The organism is Acinetobacter sp. UBA3461, assembly GCF_002381195.1.
GTDB classification, from domain to species: Bacteria; Pseudomonadota; Gammaproteobacteria; order Pseudomonadales; family Moraxellaceae; genus Acinetobacter; species Acinetobacter schindleri.
In genome coordinates this window covers 21,720-39,110 of record NZ_DFRO01000036.1, presented here as the reverse complement: position 1 = coordinate 39,110, position 17,391 = coordinate 21,720, and the positions used below count along the sequence as shown (strand labels likewise).

25 protein-coding genes and 1 tRNA gene are annotated in these 17,391 nt (G+C 40.1%); 20 read left to right on the top strand and 6 right to left on the bottom strand.

What is annotated here, in order from left to right; all coding sequences use genetic code 11:
- Positions 1 to 169: 169 nt before the first annotated feature.
- The 6 genes from B3D47_RS10075 to B3D47_RS10050 form a co-directional block, all read right to left on the bottom strand.
- Positions 170 to 523, bottom strand: a complete 354-nt coding sequence (locus B3D47_RS10075; RefSeq protein ID WP_286861840.1) for a hypothetical protein — start codon at positions 521 to 523, stop codon at positions 170 to 172.
- 206 nt (positions 524 to 729) lie between these two features.
- Entirely contained in the window at positions 730 to 1,065 is a 336-nt protein-coding gene (locus B3D47_RS10070; RefSeq protein WP_286861838.1) for a hypothetical protein, read from the bottom strand.
- Positions 1,066 to 1,427: 362 nt separating this feature from the next.
- Positions 1,428 to 2,564: a helix-turn-helix domain-containing protein gene (locus B3D47_RS10065; protein ID WP_286861837.1), complete on the bottom strand. Its 1,137-nt coding sequence runs from the start codon at positions 2,562 to 2,564 to the stop codon at positions 1,428 to 1,430.
- A gap of 1 nt (position 2,565) precedes the next feature.
- Positions 2,566 to 3,228 (bottom strand): hypothetical protein, encoded by a 663-nt coding sequence (locus B3D47_RS10060; RefSeq protein ID WP_286861835.1) that lies wholly within the window; start codon positions 3,226 to 3,228, stop codon positions 2,566 to 2,568.
- Positions 3,229 to 3,473: 245 nt separating this feature from the next.
- A complete protein-coding gene (locus tag B3D47_RS10055; protein ID WP_286861833.1) occupies positions 3,474 to 3,689 on the bottom strand; it encodes a hypothetical protein in 216 nt (71 codons plus the stop codon).
- A gap of 33 nt (positions 3,690 to 3,722) precedes the next feature.
- A complete protein-coding gene (locus B3D47_RS10050; protein WP_286861832.1) occupies positions 3,723 to 4,370 on the bottom strand; it encodes a LexA family protein in 648 nt (215 codons plus the stop codon).
- A 103-nt stretch (positions 4,371 to 4,473) separates the two neighbouring features.
- Between B3D47_RS10050 and B3D47_RS10045 the strand changes: the two genes are divergently transcribed.
- The 20 genes from B3D47_RS10045 to B3D47_RS09950 all read left to right on the top strand — a co-directional run bounded on the left by B3D47_RS10045 (position 4,474) and on the right by B3D47_RS09950 (position 17,389).
- A complete protein-coding gene (locus B3D47_RS10045) occupies positions 4,474 to 4,659 on the top strand; it encodes a Cro/CI family transcriptional regulator (protein ID WP_253169498.1) in 186 nt (61 codons plus the stop codon).
- A gap of 117 nt (positions 4,660 to 4,776) precedes the next feature.
- Positions 4,777 to 5,268, top strand: coding sequence for a phage regulatory CII family protein (locus tag B3D47_RS10040; protein WP_286861828.1), 492 nt, complete (start codon positions 4,777 to 4,779; stop codon positions 5,266 to 5,268).
- Positions 5,269 to 5,319: 51 nt separating this feature from the next.
- Positions 5,320 to 5,526, top strand: a complete 207-nt coding sequence (locus B3D47_RS10035) for a hypothetical protein (RefSeq protein WP_108619709.1) — start codon at positions 5,320 to 5,322, stop codon at positions 5,524 to 5,526.
- The gene (locus tag B3D47_RS10030; protein ID WP_108619710.1) at positions 5,526 to 5,840 is read left to right on the top strand and encodes a hypothetical protein; all 315 of its coding nucleotides are present in this window, start codon (positions 5,526 to 5,528) and stop codon (positions 5,838 to 5,840) included. The genes B3D47_RS10035 and B3D47_RS10030 overlap by 1 nt, the downstream gene beginning before the upstream one ends.
- A 1-nt stretch (position 5,841) precedes the next feature.
- Positions 5,842 to 6,789 (top strand): helix-turn-helix domain-containing protein, encoded by a 948-nt coding sequence (locus B3D47_RS10025; RefSeq protein WP_286861826.1) that lies wholly within the window; start codon positions 5,842 to 5,844, stop codon positions 6,787 to 6,789.
- The gene (locus B3D47_RS10020; protein WP_108619712.1) at positions 6,786 to 7,046 is read left to right on the top strand and encodes a hypothetical protein; all 261 of its coding nucleotides are present in this window, start codon (positions 6,786 to 6,788) and stop codon (positions 7,044 to 7,046) included. The genes B3D47_RS10025 and B3D47_RS10020 overlap by 4 nt, the downstream gene beginning before the upstream one ends.
- On the top strand, positions 7,043 to 7,453 hold the full coding sequence (locus tag B3D47_RS10015; protein ID WP_286861823.1) for a DUF559 domain-containing protein: 411 nt from the start codon (positions 7,043 to 7,045) through the stop codon (positions 7,451 to 7,453). Before B3D47_RS10020 ends, B3D47_RS10015 begins: the two co-directional genes overlap by 4 nt.
- Complete coding sequence (locus B3D47_RS10010) at positions 7,450 to 7,890, top strand: hypothetical protein (protein ID WP_286861821.1); 441 nt, start codon at positions 7,450 to 7,452, stop codon at positions 7,888 to 7,890. The genes B3D47_RS10015 and B3D47_RS10010 overlap by 4 nt, the downstream gene beginning before the upstream one ends.
- 154 nt (positions 7,891 to 8,044) lie before the next feature.
- A tRNA-Arg gene (locus tag B3D47_RS10005) sits at positions 8,045 to 8,121 on the top strand.
- A gap of 596 nt (positions 8,122 to 8,717) precedes the next feature.
- Complete coding sequence (locus B3D47_RS10000) at positions 8,718 to 9,167, top strand: hypothetical protein (protein ID WP_286861820.1); 450 nt, start codon at positions 8,718 to 8,720, stop codon at positions 9,165 to 9,167.
- A 134-nt stretch (positions 9,168 to 9,301) separates the two neighbouring features.
- Positions 9,302 to 9,469 carry a hypothetical protein gene (locus B3D47_RS09995; RefSeq protein ID WP_286861818.1) on the top strand — a complete coding sequence of 56 codons (168 nt, stop codon included), beginning with the start codon at positions 9,302 to 9,304 and terminating at the stop codon, positions 9,467 to 9,469.
- A 226-nt stretch (positions 9,470 to 9,695) separates the two neighbouring features.
- Positions 9,696 to 10,136, top strand: coding sequence for a hypothetical protein (locus tag B3D47_RS09990; protein WP_286861817.1), 441 nt, complete (start codon positions 9,696 to 9,698; stop codon positions 10,134 to 10,136).
- Complete coding sequence (locus B3D47_RS09985) at positions 10,093 to 10,737, top strand: putative metallopeptidase (protein WP_286861815.1); 645 nt, start codon at positions 10,093 to 10,095, stop codon at positions 10,735 to 10,737. The genes B3D47_RS09990 and B3D47_RS09985 overlap by 44 nt, the downstream gene beginning before the upstream one ends.
- Before the next feature lie 46 nt (positions 10,738 to 10,783).
- The gene (locus tag B3D47_RS09980; protein WP_286861813.1) at positions 10,784 to 11,248 is read left to right on the top strand and encodes a DUF2280 domain-containing protein; all 465 of its coding nucleotides are present in this window, start codon (positions 10,784 to 10,786) and stop codon (positions 11,246 to 11,248) included.
- Entirely contained in the window at positions 11,238 to 12,644 is a 1,407-nt protein-coding gene (gene terL / locus B3D47_RS09975; protein ID WP_286861811.1) for a phage terminase large subunit, read from the top strand. The genes B3D47_RS09980 and terL overlap by 11 nt, the downstream gene beginning before the upstream one ends.
- 11 nt (positions 12,645 to 12,655) lie before the next feature.
- A complete protein-coding gene (locus B3D47_RS09970; RefSeq protein WP_286861810.1) occupies positions 12,656 to 14,113 on the top strand; it encodes a phage portal protein family protein in 1,458 nt (485 codons plus the stop codon).
- Positions 14,113 to 14,349 carry a hypothetical protein gene (locus B3D47_RS09965; RefSeq protein WP_286861809.1) on the top strand — a complete coding sequence of 79 codons (237 nt, stop codon included), beginning with the start codon at positions 14,113 to 14,115 and terminating at the stop codon, positions 14,347 to 14,349. The genes B3D47_RS09970 and B3D47_RS09965 overlap by 1 nt, the downstream gene beginning before the upstream one ends.
- On the top strand, positions 14,327 to 15,532 hold the full coding sequence (locus tag B3D47_RS09960) for a phage minor head protein (RefSeq protein WP_286861807.1): 1,206 nt from the start codon (positions 14,327 to 14,329) through the stop codon (positions 15,530 to 15,532). The genes B3D47_RS09965 and B3D47_RS09960 overlap by 23 nt, the downstream gene beginning before the upstream one ends.
- Before the next feature lie 502 nt (positions 15,533 to 16,034).
- Entirely contained in the window at positions 16,035 to 17,006 is a 972-nt protein-coding gene (locus tag B3D47_RS09955; RefSeq protein ID WP_286861806.1) for a hypothetical protein, read from the top strand.
- Complete coding sequence (locus tag B3D47_RS09950) at positions 17,003 to 17,389, top strand: hypothetical protein (RefSeq protein ID WP_286861804.1); 387 nt, start codon at positions 17,003 to 17,005, stop codon at positions 17,387 to 17,389. The genes B3D47_RS09955 and B3D47_RS09950 overlap by 4 nt, the downstream gene beginning before the upstream one ends.
- Positions 17,390 to 17,391: the final 2 nt, after the last annotated feature.

Here is a 17,391-nt window from a genome sequence, read left to right as displayed (position 1 = left end):
ACAGCGTCATATATTATAATTTTAAACTGATTAGCTCACTAATTATTCAAAAATTTAACTCACTTTACTTAAAATTTTTAGAAATTCCATCGGCTAATAAATAGGAATATTACTTCATATAATAAAAAGATAACCCACCACTGGGGTGGGTTATCTTAAAGCGTAAATCTTATTTTTTGTATTCAGTAATACTGATAGGTTTGTCTTTCATAAACTCTACAATACCTTCACCAGCTTTGAAGTGAATTGAAACACCATCATTATTGGCTAAACGCATACCACTTCCTGAAATAGCTCGCTTAAGGTGATAAACCTTGCCAGAATTATCTGTCATTTCTGCGGTTTCAAAATTATCTGAAGATTTCAATTCGACTGTAAGATCCATTGGACCAGTAAAATTAATTACCTGAGTTTCAGTTGGAGTATTGCTCACAACTTTTTCTTGCACCACTTCGTTTTTTGGATTTGAAGTACAGCCAGTAATTGCTAATCCTAACAATGCTGCGCCTATCAAATATTTCATTAAGACTTACCTTTCTGTTTATGAATCATAGGTATCTTTATACTAATTGTTATAATGTAACATTTAAAGACAAGGTTACACTTACCTTACATAAAGAAAAACCCGCGGAAAGCGGGTTAGTGATGCTTTACTTTGTTATTACAGACCTGGTCATGAGAGGCCTTAAATCCAATATAAAGATTTAATATTTCAGAAGTAAGAAAGCTTTAGCACTGAATAGCATCTTTCTCTTTGTAGTGATCCAAAACCAAATCCATATCAGCCAAAAGTGCAACTTCAGAGTATTCACCGGGTGAGAGCTTCAACAAGTTAGGTATATAGTTTTTTTCATACTCGCGTGGGTAGTCTCTGCATAAGATCTTTACCCGCACATCTTGAGTGGTGAACTCTGAGTCTAACTTTTCTATGTATTTACTAAGAATATTATCTGAGTTCTCAAGAGCTGCTGTGGAGGTGATTGGATCTATGTCTTCAGTTGGTTGCTTTTGGCAGCCGGTAAAAGCTAAAGACAAGAGTAGGGTGATAAACGTGATGTGCTTCATAGTTATAGTTTTATTGTTATTGGACTTTGAATTATAAGTCAGTCTGAGAAAAAGAAAAACTGTATAAAATAGGATAAAATTAAGAAAAATAAAGAGGTAGGAACATGTCATCATTTTTAATAATTACAGGGTTTATATTGTGCTTTGCAGGGATTATTTTCGGACCTCATATTTTGCATCAAAAGATCAAGAATTATATGGATGCACAGGCTGCTGGCTTCTTATGTATGTTGCCAGGTGTATTCTTATTTTGTCTTGGTAGCTATTTAAAATAAAACCCACCGCTGGGGTGGGTTGTTTGAGGGTTTTATTAGGCACAATAAAACCGCTGATTTAGCGGAGGAGAGGCTATTTAATAACCGTTAAACAATTTTAAGGTTTGTTCTCCTCAGTTGAACCAATTCCTGATCAGTATTATCGCTTAGGAATCCATTGGGTAATGCCGCTAATTTTTCAATATCAACTCTAGGTAATCCAAATCTAGAGATGATATCTGTTTTCTTAAATCCACCATGCTCAAGTAATAATTTTATAGATTTTTCAAATAAAATTGGTTTCTCGGGTGTCATGGAATCATCATAAGGCTCTCTTGTCCTCCATTTTCTGAAGCTCATGTTTTTTCTTAATCGTAAAGTCTGCTCTTCATTAATGAGGTTTGCATTAGAGCATTGTGAAATCATAGCTCCTACAGATATTCCCCATTTTTTCTTTTGAGCTAATAGTGTATCAAGTGTTATCACCCGAAATAAGGAGGATGCAGCTATTGCTGGCATGAGAAAACAGCCTGCAAAAAGATGGGCTTGATCCTCAATTTTTTTATGTTTTATTGAGTTGCAATCTTCAGCAGTTAGATGTTTATGTAGAATAATGTGTCCAAGTTCATGAGCTATATCAAAACGACTTCTTACACAACTAGCTTTATCCGATGCAGTCCAAATATAAGGTCTTCCATCAATCCATGCAGAGACACCATCCATGCTAGTAAAGCCTGATTCCTCGCAAACAATAATAATACCTGATGCTTCCAAGAGTTGAGTTAGGTTGGGTATTGGGTTTACACCTAAACCTAAATGTTCACGAAGCTTTTGGGCATATGCTTCAATTTCATCATTTGTAAGGTTTAACGCATTCTCCCTAGATGGTGATGGAATTAGATTTACTTCTGGTAAATCAACCCATTCAACAAGTTTATTAGCAAACTCTGCTGTCCATCTAAGCCTAATTCTTGCTATTTCTTGAGCAGTTTTGGTCGCTGCGGATTGTGATCTAAAGTGATAGACAGAAGAAGCAGTAAGAGATGGTTGAAAAAACCATTCCATTGGTAAACCTAGGGCACTCGAAATGGCATCAAGTGACTGTGTGTCAGGCTCAATATGCCCATTTTCCCATTTCGAAATGGAGGTTGTGGAATATCCAATAATTGAGGAGAGGGCTGTTTGCTTTATCCCTCTAGCTTCGCGAGCCTCAATTAATCTTAAAGGATTGAATTTGACGTTCATTTTAACTACCAAATTTTTGCTGAACAATATTAGGGCTATCCAACTCTGATAATTGCTTTTTTAATTTAACAACAGGTTCAACAACTTTGTTCTTAGTTAAGGAGGCTGAAGCTTCGATAACTTTATCTAATGGGATTGCAAAGTGAACCCTTTTTAGATCCGAGCTTGGAATTAGCAATGTGGCATCAACGTGTTGATCAGATGAAATATATACACTCAAGATCATAAACATTGTGTTTAGGTTATCTGGATAAGACCGTTTAAACAAATCACTATGACTTTCCTCGTGAATTAAGTTTAATGTCGATAACTCTCTAATGTAGTTTGTCTTTGCCCATGAAGCTGGCGTAGATGCTTTTCTTACAGCAATCATAAAGGAGTTCGAAGATATAATAGGATAATGAGCGCCTTGAGGGTTTGTTTCTCGCAATTCAAAATCAAATCCTGAATGATCTGCTGCTGTTTTAACAGCTTGCTGTATACAAAAATGCTCCGCTTGACCAAGAAATGGTTTTTGTATTTCCTTGGTAGGGCAAAGCTCTACAGCAAACTTTGTAGCACCAGCAATACTTTCATATAGACAGCTGACTAAATGAGCCAAATCGGATGATTTAAACTCTGTTGAGAGTGTTTCTATAATTTTCTCTTTGAGCAATTTTTCCATTAATGCTTATATCCAACTTTAACTTAGTCGGAAAATAACACATAAATCTTTAACCAAGCAAGAGAAATTGGTTAATTAAGTAAACTGTTGGTGATTAATAAATCTTGAGATTAATATTTGAGTAAGAAAGGACCAGTATCAATTTAAATGGACTAAAAAGTCCATTTACTTTAGTGCACATGTATGACCTTGGATAATTTTTTAAGCACTTAAAAGTTCTACCTTAGATCCATAGTTTGTCCTCATTACCCCAAAATCCGAATTCTCTTAAATTCTTTATTTGCTTCAATTTCAGTTTTATAAAATTTGTCTTTATCAGTCGAATCCATAAATTTAGCAAAAGTAGTGGATTCGAGTAGACGATATAGAAATCTTTCGCCCGTCTGAAGCACTACAGTCAACAAGTGGTGCTGGTAAAACACATGACTGATCCTGTGGGAATTGATTTCGATCATTTGCATTCTTAATACCCCAAGTCACCTGTGACTTACTTTTTAAACATCCCTATACAACCCAACTACTTTTCCAACCAGCTTACACCCATCTACTAATGGCATCGTTTTTTCTGGCCAGTCAGGATTCAGCGGTTGCAAATACATATTCCCGCTTTCCACAATTAACTTTTTGAAAGTTGCTTCTGCCTCACCTTCACAAGACATAATCACTAAATCACCAGTCTTTAATCCGTCTGGTTGAAAGTCTGGATTCACATAAATCTTATCGCCTGGACGGAAGTCAGGGAGCATGGACTCACCGACCACTTCGAGGCCGTAGCCATTCTTTCCACATTTCGGATTAGGAGGTAGCCACTCATCAAACTGTGTACCTTCAGGTACTGAATCGACAGTTGTCCATGTTCCAGCTTGGATCCATGAAATGACAGGAATTAGGCGGCCAGCAAGTGGGATAGGGGCAGAGATATTAGATTCCACAATAGCATTACCTTTCCCGTAAAGAAGGTAATTAGTATCAACTGCTAATACAGCAGCCAAAGCGATTAGGCTTTCATGCTTTGGCACATTATCATCTTTTTCCCAGTAAATGACTGAGGTTTTAGAAACACCAATTGCTTCAGCAATTTGTTGTTGAGTGAGTTTTTTCTTTTTTCTTAAAGTTTTAAGCCTTGAGCCTAAGGTTTCCATGATTTTAAGCCGTTCTGATATGTAAGGAATCTTACCATTTGACTAGGTAAGTTTTATGCTGTTTAATAAGGTAAGTTAAGTTACTTTTTAAGGTATTTCTCATATGACAAAGTCAGAAGCGCTAAAGCTCCTAGATTGTTCGGTTACTCAACTTGCTGAGCAGTTAGGGATTACTCACAACGCTATAAGCCAGTGGGATGAAAGCAAAATCCCTTTAGCACGCGAGTACCAAATTAAAGATTTGGCGAACGGTAAGAAACCTATCAAGCACAGTAAAAAAGTTGCTTAAGTTATTTCGTGGGTTTTGCTTAACGTTGTGAAGATATTGCTCCAAAAAAACCATTGTTAAACCAATTATTAGTTAATTAACGACTCAAATAAACGTGAAAGTAATCAAGGTGTTCACATGGATATTTCAAAAGAGACGAAAGCTGCTTTGCACAAAATGGTGCACCAGTCGAAAGGAATCACACCAAAAGAAATTGCTGATGTTGTTGGGGTATCACACAACACGATTTTGAATTATGCAAATCCAAACATGGAAAACCATCTACCAAGCCTGAAAGCTTTTGAAGTAATGCTGACATATACACAGAACCCGGCCTCGTTAAAGGTATGGGCTCACAAATTAGGTTTTGCATTAATGCCAGTAGAACAGGCGGAAGGAAAAGATCATCAATTAGGTGTTCTTGAATCACTGCTCGGCATGAATGTTGGCAATGGCGCAGCAAATAAACAGGTTTTATCTGCTTTGGAAGATGGTGTGGTTACGCCTACTGAAATGGATGAGACAGATCGCATCCTGGAAGGAATCGAACACAAGATTCAGTCTTTGCGTAAAGCCATGAAAGGTGAGTGTGCAAAGTATTTATCAATCCTACAAAGAGAAAAAGCCTGAGGTCAGAACTCAGGCTTTTAATTCAAATTCGATCGGAGAAAAGATTTGAACATGAAATCAAATTTAGCACAGTATCAATGCATTGACAAATCTAAGGATCTTTCAGAGCAACCTGCTGAAAATGCATTAATCCAGGAAATTGAAAAACGTGAGTTTGACCTAGGCTTGGCACCAGATGATGCATATGTCAAAGGGGTAGATTTCTTTGTAGCAATTGACGGGCTTGTAGATGAGTTATACGGGGGAGGATGCTCATAATGAATAGTCTTTTTCCAACCCAGACAGAATATAGAGAGCAACAGCATATTCAGTCATTTTATGAACCTTCACTTCATATTTTGCTTGAGCTCTATGAGCAAAAGAAACTTAGTCTGCGTAAGAAAGGGTATGACGAAAACAATGCTGCAGTGACCAAGGTAGAACTTTCACAGCTTATGGCCAGACGCTTTCGAATCACCATCTATTACGCCAACCAGATTATTACAAGTCTGATCAAATCAAATTCGATTGAAACCTTTGGTGGATATGTAAAACCACTGAAGGATAGTAACACCAACCGGGACGGGAATTAATATGAGCTTAGATGCTACAAACTGGGCTTGGAGAGTAGAGCTGAGTGAAAAGAAAGGAGGCTGCCGTATGCCTCTGAAACGCCTCATTCTGCTCTCATTGGCTGATCGTGCCGGTGAAGACCATTGCTGCTACCCAAGTATGCAACGCCTTGAGAAGGATACCGGTCTTGAGCGTAAAACCGTACTTAAGATTATTGCAGAGCTTCTGGGAGATCACCTGATCTCAGACACCGGTGAACGAAAAGGTTCGACTAGGCGTGTAAAAGTCTATCGATTAAATGGCGTAAATGGTCGGGAAACGATGCCAAAAACGGAACAATTACAGGAAAAAAATTTATCTGAAATAGTACCGGAAACGGAACAGTACCAAAAACGGAATGATTCCGTTAACGGGACTTTGAATAGTGCCAATAACGGGACTTTGAATAGTGCCGTTAACGGGACACAGAATCTCCCAATGAATCTCCCATTAGAATCTAAAAATAAAAAAGGATGGCTTTGCCTCAAAAGACTTCGTGAAGAAATTTTTCTGGCTGATCCCGATTTGGATTTTGAAATTCTCATAAACGCAACTTGGGGTGAACGTGAAAAACGTGCATTTGAAATTTACAACGCTGGAAAGAATCTCTGTGATGAACTGATGAATTTCCATTTTGCAGACTGGTTAATCAACGCATATCGCACCAAGTACTCAAATTCGAATGGTCATCAGAAATCAAATGCTTCTGCAGAACCAAAACACCTGACTGAAAAACAGATTCAAACCTTTGCTCAAAAACTCGCTAACCATCCAGGGTTTGCTGGCAAGTACGCCGAACCAGGGGAATCTTATGAAAAACTCGCTGCTCGCATTGCAGTAAAACTTGAGAAACCTGAACAAGCCAAGAAATGGGAAAGCTACCTGAAGCAGGTTGGATTTAGCGGTGTGTTGAAAGGAGATGCAGCTTGACTGAAGCAGATCGAACCTACATGCATTTGATGATCTTTAAAATCATGTCTTCACACAAAGGCCGTATCTCTATCAAACAAATTCATACCGCGATTGAACCTAATATGGGAATTTCAATTCGAAGCCTGCAGCGTTATCTAAATGGGTTGGCTGAATGGGGATTAGTGGCCAAGGACGGAGAAATACCACAGGGGTTTACGTTAACCGAAACAGCCAAATTATTATTTTTGGATTTAGCAAAGGGAATTGAGCATTGAGAGCTTATTCACTCGCTGAATACAAAAAATTGGTTAAAGCCACCAGATCGAAAGGGCGATCTATACGCCCTAAGGTGAAAAGCGAAAAAATACCAAATGAGTTTGAAGCAAAGCTGGCCAGAGAACTAAAGACTTTAAAAATAGATTTTGAGCAAGAATTTAAGTTTCACCCAGAGCGTAAGTGGAGAGCTGATTTTCACTTAATAGGCAAAAAGATATTGATAGAGGTCGAAGGTGGGATCTGGAATGGCGGGCGTCATACAAGGGGGAAGGGGTATATCGGTGACATAGAAAAATATAACGCAGCAACGATGATGGGTTATCAGGTAATACGGTTTAGTACGGATCAAGTGAAGTCAGGTCATGCGATCCAGCAGATAGAGAAAATGGTAGGGGATTGGGGATGAATGCGATAGTGAAAACACAAGTAATGGATTGGACGAAGTACAACATTGATGGGTGGTTGGAGCAGTTTGGGGCATGGTGTGAAACTGTTCGCATGAAGGGTGGTGATTTACCGGATGGGTTACACGTAAACCAGATTTACTGGTTGATTCGTGAAGCTGATAAAACTACACGTAACTCGAAGTGCTATATCAAGTGCGAAATTAGTGATTTTGAAGCTGATCAGGTGCAGGATCTACTGAAAGGTATCTTTAAGTCTGATGCGGTGGATTATGCGGCTAAGTATGCAGTGATGTGTCTGGTGAAGCATAAGGTGGAGAATCGTAGTTTAAGTGCTGTGGCGACCATGACGAATCAGAGCAAGCCAATCGCTCACATGATGATTAATTGTGGTCGTCATTTCATCCATTCGCGTGAAAATCAATTAAAAATCGGATAGGTATTGACCGGTATACCGCGATATGGCATATTTCAGGTATAGTGCGCTTGAGTAGTCGGGTACACTAGCGATTAAAGCTCATCGAAAGGTGGGCTTTTTGCATTATGGCGGTTTCATTAATTTCTAGTGGTTTTTAAATTAATGCCGCCACCCTGCGCCATTAGCTTAACTGGAAAGAGCATGGGTTTTCTATACCAATGGTTGTGGGTTCGAGTCCTACATGGCGTGCCAGATAAAAAAAGATTGATTATTAAGTGATCTTTTTTGATTAAATGATGATCAAGTTATTAATAAATATAACTTAATTATTACGTGTTAAAACATTCTGCATATATTTCTTATACTTAGTTATGATGAGCAAATGATATCTTGTGTTCATTCCTAGAATGTTACGACAACAAATAAAAGATGATTTAAATCCTGCCTGTTTAGCCCTCCAGCTAAGCAGGTTTTTTTATTTGAAAGTTAAAAGTAATAATACAGTCTTGTATATAATATTTTTAAGTATATAATTCAGCCCAGATTCTATCGCTGTAGTTTCTTTTTCAAGTTTCTGCCTCCTTTCCTTAAAGGAGGTATTTTTTTGTCTGGAGAAAAGCATGCTCCAATTCATATTCTGTTTATTTGGCTTTCACGCTGCGACTGAGATTGATTACACGGTTGATGTTGAAGAAATTAAAGTGTGTCGAGATTGCTTGAAAGAACTGAAATAGTCCATCTATAACTATTTCCATTCAGGTTTAGTAGTTTGTAATTTATTGTCACGTGATGTATACGATAATTTGTTAAAGTGTCTTAAATGAATGAAAAGCCAAAGAGTCTTATTTATGAAATCACAACTTATTGCAGCGCTTTTGTGTTTATATCCATTAGGATCTGCATACGCAACTGAATGCTTTATCGCAACAAGAAATGATGTGCCTGGTGATCTAAATGATATGATTCATAAGAATAAGTATGATTTTAGGGGGTATGCACTTACCTGCAATTATTTAAAAACCATGAATGCTGGTATTGAGGTGGCTAGTACAACTTTTACTCATGATGGTGGTGGGATTGCAACTACAGCACTAAATATTAGACTCTTTGATCTTAAATTAGCTCAAGAGACAGGAAAGTTTTTATATTCAACGTCTTCAACTAATGCAGTATGGACAGGACCAGGATCGGAATTAAACTCACAAATTGAAGCAATTAATAAGGTATTTGGCAGTATTAACGTAAATATAGTTAGTTTAGAAAGACAACGAAAATTATTTGGCATTAAGCAATATTAAAAACAGTATCAGCTTATATACAATTTGATCCTGTACTAATAGATTTAAGTCACTTAATAGCCGGACGTATTACAGCAATCAAGGCCCCTTGCAGAAATGTTGAGGGGCTTTTCTTTTTCTTATAGGTGGTACCCATGACAGACAAAGTACAAGCTAAACAAGACTTAGAATTTTGCAGTGCTGAGCTGTCTAAGTATCAGAACCTCAGTCGTTCTGGCCTTAAGCGTCATCAAATGATTGCGATTGATGAAATCATGATTGAACTTAAACAACGAATCCAAAATCTTAGAAAGATGTTGTAATAAAATGAATATCTAGAATACTAAAATTATTCTTATTTATTATTGTTTTAGATACTAATTAGTTTTATAACTATCATTAGATATGAAGCTAAGGCATTCTCTAATGACAAAAATTGAAATGTTGGTAACTTTATTGGCGATCTTAATTATAAGCTCAATAATCTATCTAATAGGGCAAACGTACAAATAAAACCTCCTTCGGGAGGTTTTTTAATGGATACAGATTATGGATCCTAAACAATATAAGAGCCTAACTGACAAAGGACCAATCAAGAACAAACCTCGCAATAGACCAATACCAAAAGCTGGTGAACGGTACTTAGAAGCATTCGATCGATTAAAAGAAATCTTGGATCGCATGGAAATCAAGTATGAAGAATATTTCCATTTTAAAAGCACTAAGCATTGGCGTTTTGATCTGCACCTTATTGAATACCGAATGCTGATTGAAATTGCAGGTGGTCCATGGTCCGGTGGCCGTAAAGGTAAGCTGGCAAATAAGGCGTGGAGTGTCGACAAATACGATCATGCTGAAGAAATGGGGTATCGGTTTATACGTTTTGAGATTAGCGATATTCATTATGCAATTGCCACAAGATGGCTGCGAGATTTAAAGGCATCACATGGAACAACAATTCAGACCATTCCCGCCGTCGGATCTGATTGATCGAGCTGAGGAAGAGGAAGCTATTCGCTTGGCACCAGCACCAGAGCTTAAAGAATGGGTCATTACAAATTGGCTTACTTTAGGTGGTGAACTTCATAACCCGGATCATGACCATATAGCTGAGCTACTTCACGACAATGAAGAGTTCCTTGAGTTCGCCTGGGCATCATCTGCCGCCGTAGCGAAAAAACGGATGGTATTGGGCCAGTGTGAAAAGGTCATGTTTAACCAGGGTGGCTGGAAGAAAGCACGCCAGGAACAGCAGATGCGGGATTGGTTCGGCTTTGTACCTCAATACCTCATCACCATTGATGCCACTTATTGTGAACAAGCTTCAGATCGTGACTTCTGCCGGTTGATTGAACATGAGCTATATCACATCGGTGTTGAGCGTGATGAAGATGGTGAGATTATTTATAGCGATATGACCGGACTGCCTAAACATTACCTGGCTGGCCATGATGTGGAAGTGTTCTTTGGTGAAACTAAACGATGGGGAGCTGATGATTCGGTGAAACGTCTCGTTGAAATTGCTAAGAATGCGCCGTTTGTATCTGAAAAAAGTATGGCTGCGTGTTGTGGGAATTGTGTCATCGGCTAAATTTTTTTACCTATTTTGCTATACGTAGCTATACAAAGAGGTGTTTATGGCAGCACTAAAAGAGCCTGTAAAAATGTTTATAGTTCAGTCTCTTGCATGCTTTGAAACTCCTCAACAAGTAGTGGAAGCTGTAAAGCAAGAATATAAGATTGAAATCACCAGGCAGCAGGTCGCACTTTACGATCCAACTAAGGTGGCTGGACGTAACTTAAGTAAAAAACTAAAGGAATTGTTTGAACGTACTAGAAAGGATTTTCGGGAAAATATTGAGGATATAGCAATTGCTAACAAAGCATTTCGCCTTATGGAACTTCAAAAAATGTATGAGGATTCTGGTCGGAACAAACGTGCAAAGCAAAACCTGCTCAAGCAAGCCTTTCAAGAAACCGATGGTCGTGTGACAAAGCAGGAAATCACCGGTAAAGATGGTAAGCCAATAGAAACCATCAATCAGAATGTACCTACGGATAGCTACCTGAAAGCAAGGGAGCAGGTCTTAGATGAATACTGACCCAGCACGTGAACTAGCCATACAGATTGAAGCTCAAGAGGATTTGTATTTCTTTTCACGCTATATGTTTAAAGAACGGCGTAAGTACAAGTGGCTGCATAACTGGCACCACCGTGTGGTATGTGATGCACTAATGAAGGTGTATCGGGGCGAAACCAAAAGACTGATTATTAATATTCCACCCCGATATTCTAAAACTGAGCTTGCAGTGATTAATTTTATGGCTTGGTGTTTCGGGAAAGCGCCTGATAGTGAGTTTATTCATGTCAGCTACTCAGCGACTCTTGCAGCCAATAACGCCTTCCAGACGCGAAATTTGGTACAGGAAGAAGCATACAAACGTGTATTTTCTGATTTCGCATTACGTGAGGATAGTAAAGCCAAGGATGACTGGCGCACTGTAAAAGGTGGTGTCTGCTATTCACAAGGTACAGGCGGTACGATTACGGGATTTGGTGCGGGTAAATTTCGAGATTCATTTGGTGGGGCAATCATTATCGATGACCCACATAAAGCCAGTGAAGCTCGTTCCGATACGATCCGTAAAGGCGTGATTGAATGGTTTCAGAACACATTAGAATCTCGTACTAACTCACCAGATACACCAATCATTGTCATTATGCAGCGTTTGCATGAGGAAGATTTGGCAGGCTGGCTGCTTGACGGCGGTAATGGTGAAGAATGGGAACACTTATGCCTTTCTGCAATCCAGGATGATGGCTCAGCACTCTGGCCGGCTAAACATAACATTGAAACGCTTGAAAGAATGGAGCTGGCAGCTCCGTATGTTTTTGCCGGCCAATATCGTCAACGACCATCACCACCAGCCGGTGGTTTTTTTAAGCCCGACCATATTGAAATTGTGGATGCATTACCTGCGGATATCACTCATCAGGTACGTGCTTGGGATCTGGCATCTTCTGAAAATGAAGGTGACTTCACAGCAGGTGTGCGTGAGGCCAAAAGCCGTGATGGTTATATCTATATTGTGGATGTACAGCATGCACAGCTTGGACCGGACGGCGTTGAGAAACGTATTAAGCAAACTGCGGAGTTGGATGGTAAGTCTGTAGCAATTCGCTTACCTCAAGATCCGGGGCAGGCTGGTAAAGCCCAGGCAAAGAACTTCATTACAAAACTATCTGGTTTCAACGTAAAGGCCGAAACGGTATCGGGTGACAAGATTACTCGTGCTCAACCATTTGCAGCTCAAGTCAACGTAGGCAATGTAAAAATGCTTCGTGGTGACTGGAATAAGCCCTTCATTGAGGAATTACGAAACTTTCCGAATGGTAAATATGATGACCAGGTGGATGCTGGTAGTGATGCCTTTAACGAGCTGAATGAAGCTAGAACTCCGAAAAAACCCGCAGGTGCAGGTAGTCGAACCTATTAAAAGGAAAACACATGGCAAAGTCTAAAAAAGACAAAGCGTCAAAGAAGGCTTTGTCTTATGGCAATCTATACACTCAAGAAGCAGTTACTCAGTTCTTGGTGAATTTTGGCAAACAGCCTGATACGGATGAAGTACTTCGTAAGGCTGGTATTACTCGTCATAAATTGCGTGTGTTGTTAGATGATGATGAGATTGCTCAAGTAGTTGAGACACGGATTGACGCATTATTAGCAACGCCGTTGCGAATTGAACCAAATGATACGCATGAAGCGGAAAAGCTGAATCTCATCCTGAAAGAATGGTTCCATGAAATTGCGACTGCTGCCATGCATGCACTGTTCTTCGGTTATTCGGTTCAAGAAGCTGTATATGAGCTAAAGCCAGAAGGCTATGTGGGTATTCAATGGATTGGTGAGAAGCCAATGCAATGGTTTGAGCCTAAGAATGATGGTCGTTTGATTTACCGGCCAGAAGGAATGGTCGCCGAACATGAAGTAGATCAAGCATTCAAATTCTTCTTAACACGTCGTAAAGCCACATACGAACAGCCATACGGTAAAGCATTATTAGCCACACTGTATTGGTTATTCTTCTTTAAGCAAAACGGTTTCAAGTTCTGGGCTAAATTCTTAGAACGTTTTGGGACGCCAATACTATTGGGTAAGTGCAAAGACACTGATACCGAGGATATGAGCCGAGCGCTATTAAATGCTCATGCTCAAAGCGTACTTTCAATTGATGTAGAGGATGATGTTCAAATCCTTTCTGCACCAGGAACAAACGGTTCAGCAGGTGCAGCATTCGAATCGTTCAATAATCAGCTGATTCGCCAGATCCAGAAAGTTGTATTAGGGCAGACACTTACCAGTGGAACGGATGGAAAGGGAAGTTACAGCCTTGGCCAAGTGCATGAAAATGTGCGGATGGATAAACTTAAGTCTGACATTCGATTAGTTACGCCAACATTACAGGCTGTGGTTGATGCTTTGTGTGCCTTGAATCAGTGGGGTGAATACAAGGTGATGCTTGGTGAGAAACCCAAACCACTGAATAAAGATCAGGCTGAGCGCGATGTTCATCTTAAAAATGCAGGTGCTAATCTCTCAAATGCCTACTTCATTCGTGAGTATGGATTGCAGGATGAAGATTTGACCGAACCAGCACCACAGCAGTTTAATCAATTCACGGCCTTACCACGTCAGGCATTCAACTTTAAGGCCTCAGCCAACAAGCTTTCACCTGAGCAACAGGAAGTTGAAGAGCTGACTGATGGCCAGGATGAATTGCAGCTACTGAAACCAGATCAGGTCAAGGAATTGGTGTTCAAGTCTGATGGTCCAGAAAGCTTGGCTTATAACTTGATGCAATTAATACCTGATGCAACTCAGACACAGTTCACGGCCAATCTGGATCAGGCTTTGTATGCTGCAGATGTGTTGGGGTATGTAACAGCGCAAGGTGGGAAATGATGAGTAGTCAATTGTTCTTGATAGAAGGCTTTGCGATAGATTTGTCAGAAATCACGGATGTTGAATTTGATAGCAAGGGTCGTATTTCAGACACATACATCGGCATCAAGGGTGTGGGTGAGAGAAGAAAAGTGAAGCTTGGTCAAAATAAAGCTGAAGAACTAATCAAAGCTTGGTTTGCTTTCAAAAGCCACATAATAGAGATCAACTCTCATGCAACCAGTCACATTTCTTGAGGCACTTCAGTACGCTCACAGTAAAAAGATCGTACTACCTGATGAGTTCTACTCAATGGATCTAAAGACCCGGCAGATGGCAACCACGGTTAGCTTTCTATCGAGTCTTGAGCAAATTGAGACAGTTATTAAGGCGGTGAATAAGTCGATTGCCGACGGCGGTACCTTTAAAGATTTTCAGAAACTCATTAAAGAATCTGAAATCATTCTGCCAAAGCATTACCTGGACAATGTTTTTCGTACCAACATCCAGAGTGCGTACGGTCATGGGCGGTGGCAACAGCAGCAGCGGAACAAGGCTAAACGATCATATCTGATGTACTCGGCGATCAATGATAGTCGGGTACGTCCAAGTCATTTGGCTTTGAATCGGATTGTTCGGCACATTGATGATCCGTTTTGGTTGAAACATTACCCGCCGTTGGGCTTTCGTTGCCGCTGTACCGTGATTGCCTTAACCGAGAAGCAGGCATTGAAATACGGCATTACACCTGATGATCAGTTGCCAGAAGTCGCTGAAGCATTGGATTGGTCATCACATCCTTTGCAGTTTGGTGAACTTGAATCGCTGGTGGATAAAAAGATCAGTGCTTCGAGTTTAGATAAGGAATATCTCCTCGAGCAAAAGGAAGTCATTAAGGCTGAATGGACGGCGAGTAAAAAACTCACCAGTCTTTTTGCTCCGATGGATGATAAAGCCCGGGATCTATTTGATACGGTGGCCAATACAGTTATTCCGTTGGATCCAAGTATCCGACCAAGTGCGATTCGTACCTTCCTGGACTATGTGCAAGGAAATGATGCCGCACTGACTGGCTATTTAAACTCAGCTACAAGCTCTCTGGCTGATGATGTACTTAAACGCTGGCTTAGTACCGATATGGCAGCTATTCAATCTGTGGCAAGCAATGCGACTTCTACTGTAGTGGGTGCTGCGACACTTCAACAAGTAGCTGCTTATCAGATCGGGCAGACAGTCCAGTTGAATGCGCCGTTGCTGATGGTTGATACAGCTTCAGATATCGTGATTCAGATTGAGAATGCTAAAGGTTTGGGTATCGATCTGGATATGTTAAATGCTGGTAACGGTGTTCTCATGCCGATGGGGTTGTCTTTTGAAGTGGTTGCGATAGAAGTGGTTGAAGGGCGAATGGTTTATACTATCAGGCCATTGATCAATTAATTTATTAACTAATTAATCTGCTTTAGGGCAATGTTTAAGCTACATTTTTTATACAACGAATGGAATATTTAAATATTGGATTAGGGTCGAAGTGGATTTATAAAATCTGTATAGCTTAGTCACTTGGTTGGGATATGGACTGTTTTGCAATTGAGATCGAAATACCCGCAGATAAGTGCCCTAAAATAAGAGGCCGAAAGCAATTAATAAGAGAAGGAAAGGCAAAAGTTTTTTTATCAAACAATACCTCTACAAGGAGAGCGCTTACAGGATTTACAAGGTATGGGGTATCGAGCGGAAGGAATGTAATAGTCCTAACTCCATATGAGTTCAAAGATCGTAAGAACCAAATAACAAACTTTCTAAATAAGAGGTTTGATAGTGAATGGAAACTTAAGCTGATACCTATAAAGAATACTTAAACTAATGACCCACCTTAGTGGGTTTTTTTGTACCTATTTTATGCCGTCCGAAAGGGCGGTTTTTTTTATGGAGCATGAAAATGCCAGATCCAAATGAAGAACGGCTGAAGTATCTCTTTAATGCTGCGGCAATTGAAGTGCCAAAAGCTGAAGAAGGGCAGAAACGAAAATTCAAAGGCACTGCTTATGCTGGTGGACGTGTAGATGGTCATTGGTACTGGGGGCGTTCTGGTGTGGTCTTTGATCTTGATGGTATTGAGATTGATAAGCCAGCAGCCTTGCTTGAAGAACACTTTAGCTCTAGTCGAATTGGTGTTGTTCAGACAGTAGATACAAACGGAAAGATTGATGTAGCTGGTGATTTCCTTACAAATGCTAAGGCGCAGGAAATCGTTCAGGACTCTGATGATGGCTTCCCATTCCAGATGTCAATGATGATTGATCCGGGATCTATTGAAGAGGTTTCGCAAGGCAAGACAGTCACTGTGAATGGTCAAGTATTTGAAGGCCCTATCACAATCTTCCGTCAAAACCGCATTCGTGAGTTCACGATCTGCTCGACTGGTGCTGATCGTAATACATCAATTAAAGCCTTCTCAGGCAAAGCCAATCCAAACCCAACCAAAGAGGACACAGACGTGACCGAATTAGAAAAAGCACAACAGGCCAAAGAGCAGGCAGAGCGTGAACGTGATGATGCCCTAGCTGAACTTAAGCAATTCAAAGCACAAAAGCGTGCTGATGAAATTGCAGCTTTAGAAACTGAGCTGAAAACACAGTTCAGTGCTGAAGATAAAACAGCTTATACCAATATGGATGATTCAGTTTTTAGCTTTACTGCTAAGCAGCTTCGTCAATTCTCGGTAGGTAATACACAGCAGCCAGCTGCACCACAGACACAACAAACACCAAGTATGAATCCGGCATTTGCTCATTTGTTTAGTCATCAGGCGAATGGTGGACAGGGTAGTCAGCCACAACAGCAAGGCTCAGCTCTGGATCAGGCATTCAATCAGTTTGTAGCAGCACAGCAACAAGGAGCTAAATCATGAGTCAGGTATTAACAGGCACTATTGAAAATAAACAGCTGGTGGTCGGTGATGGTGTTCGTACTGAGAATGCCAAAGTAAAAACAGCTACGGCGTACAAGCGTGGGGATTTGCTGAAAGTTGGTACCAATAATCTTGCTGACCATCCGGTAGTCACAGAAGGTGTCGTTGGTGATTGGAATGCAATTGCTGTATCAGACTTCACTACAGAGCAGGCCACTTATCATGCTGCAAACAACCTTGAAATGCCAATTTACGTGCAAGGCCCATTTGATATTGCTGAAGTCACAGTAAATGGAACGCCGCTGACTACTGCTCAATATGATGCAGTACGTGCACAAGCATTGGTTAACAAAATCGAACTTCGTAAAGTTGTGGGGAAATAAAA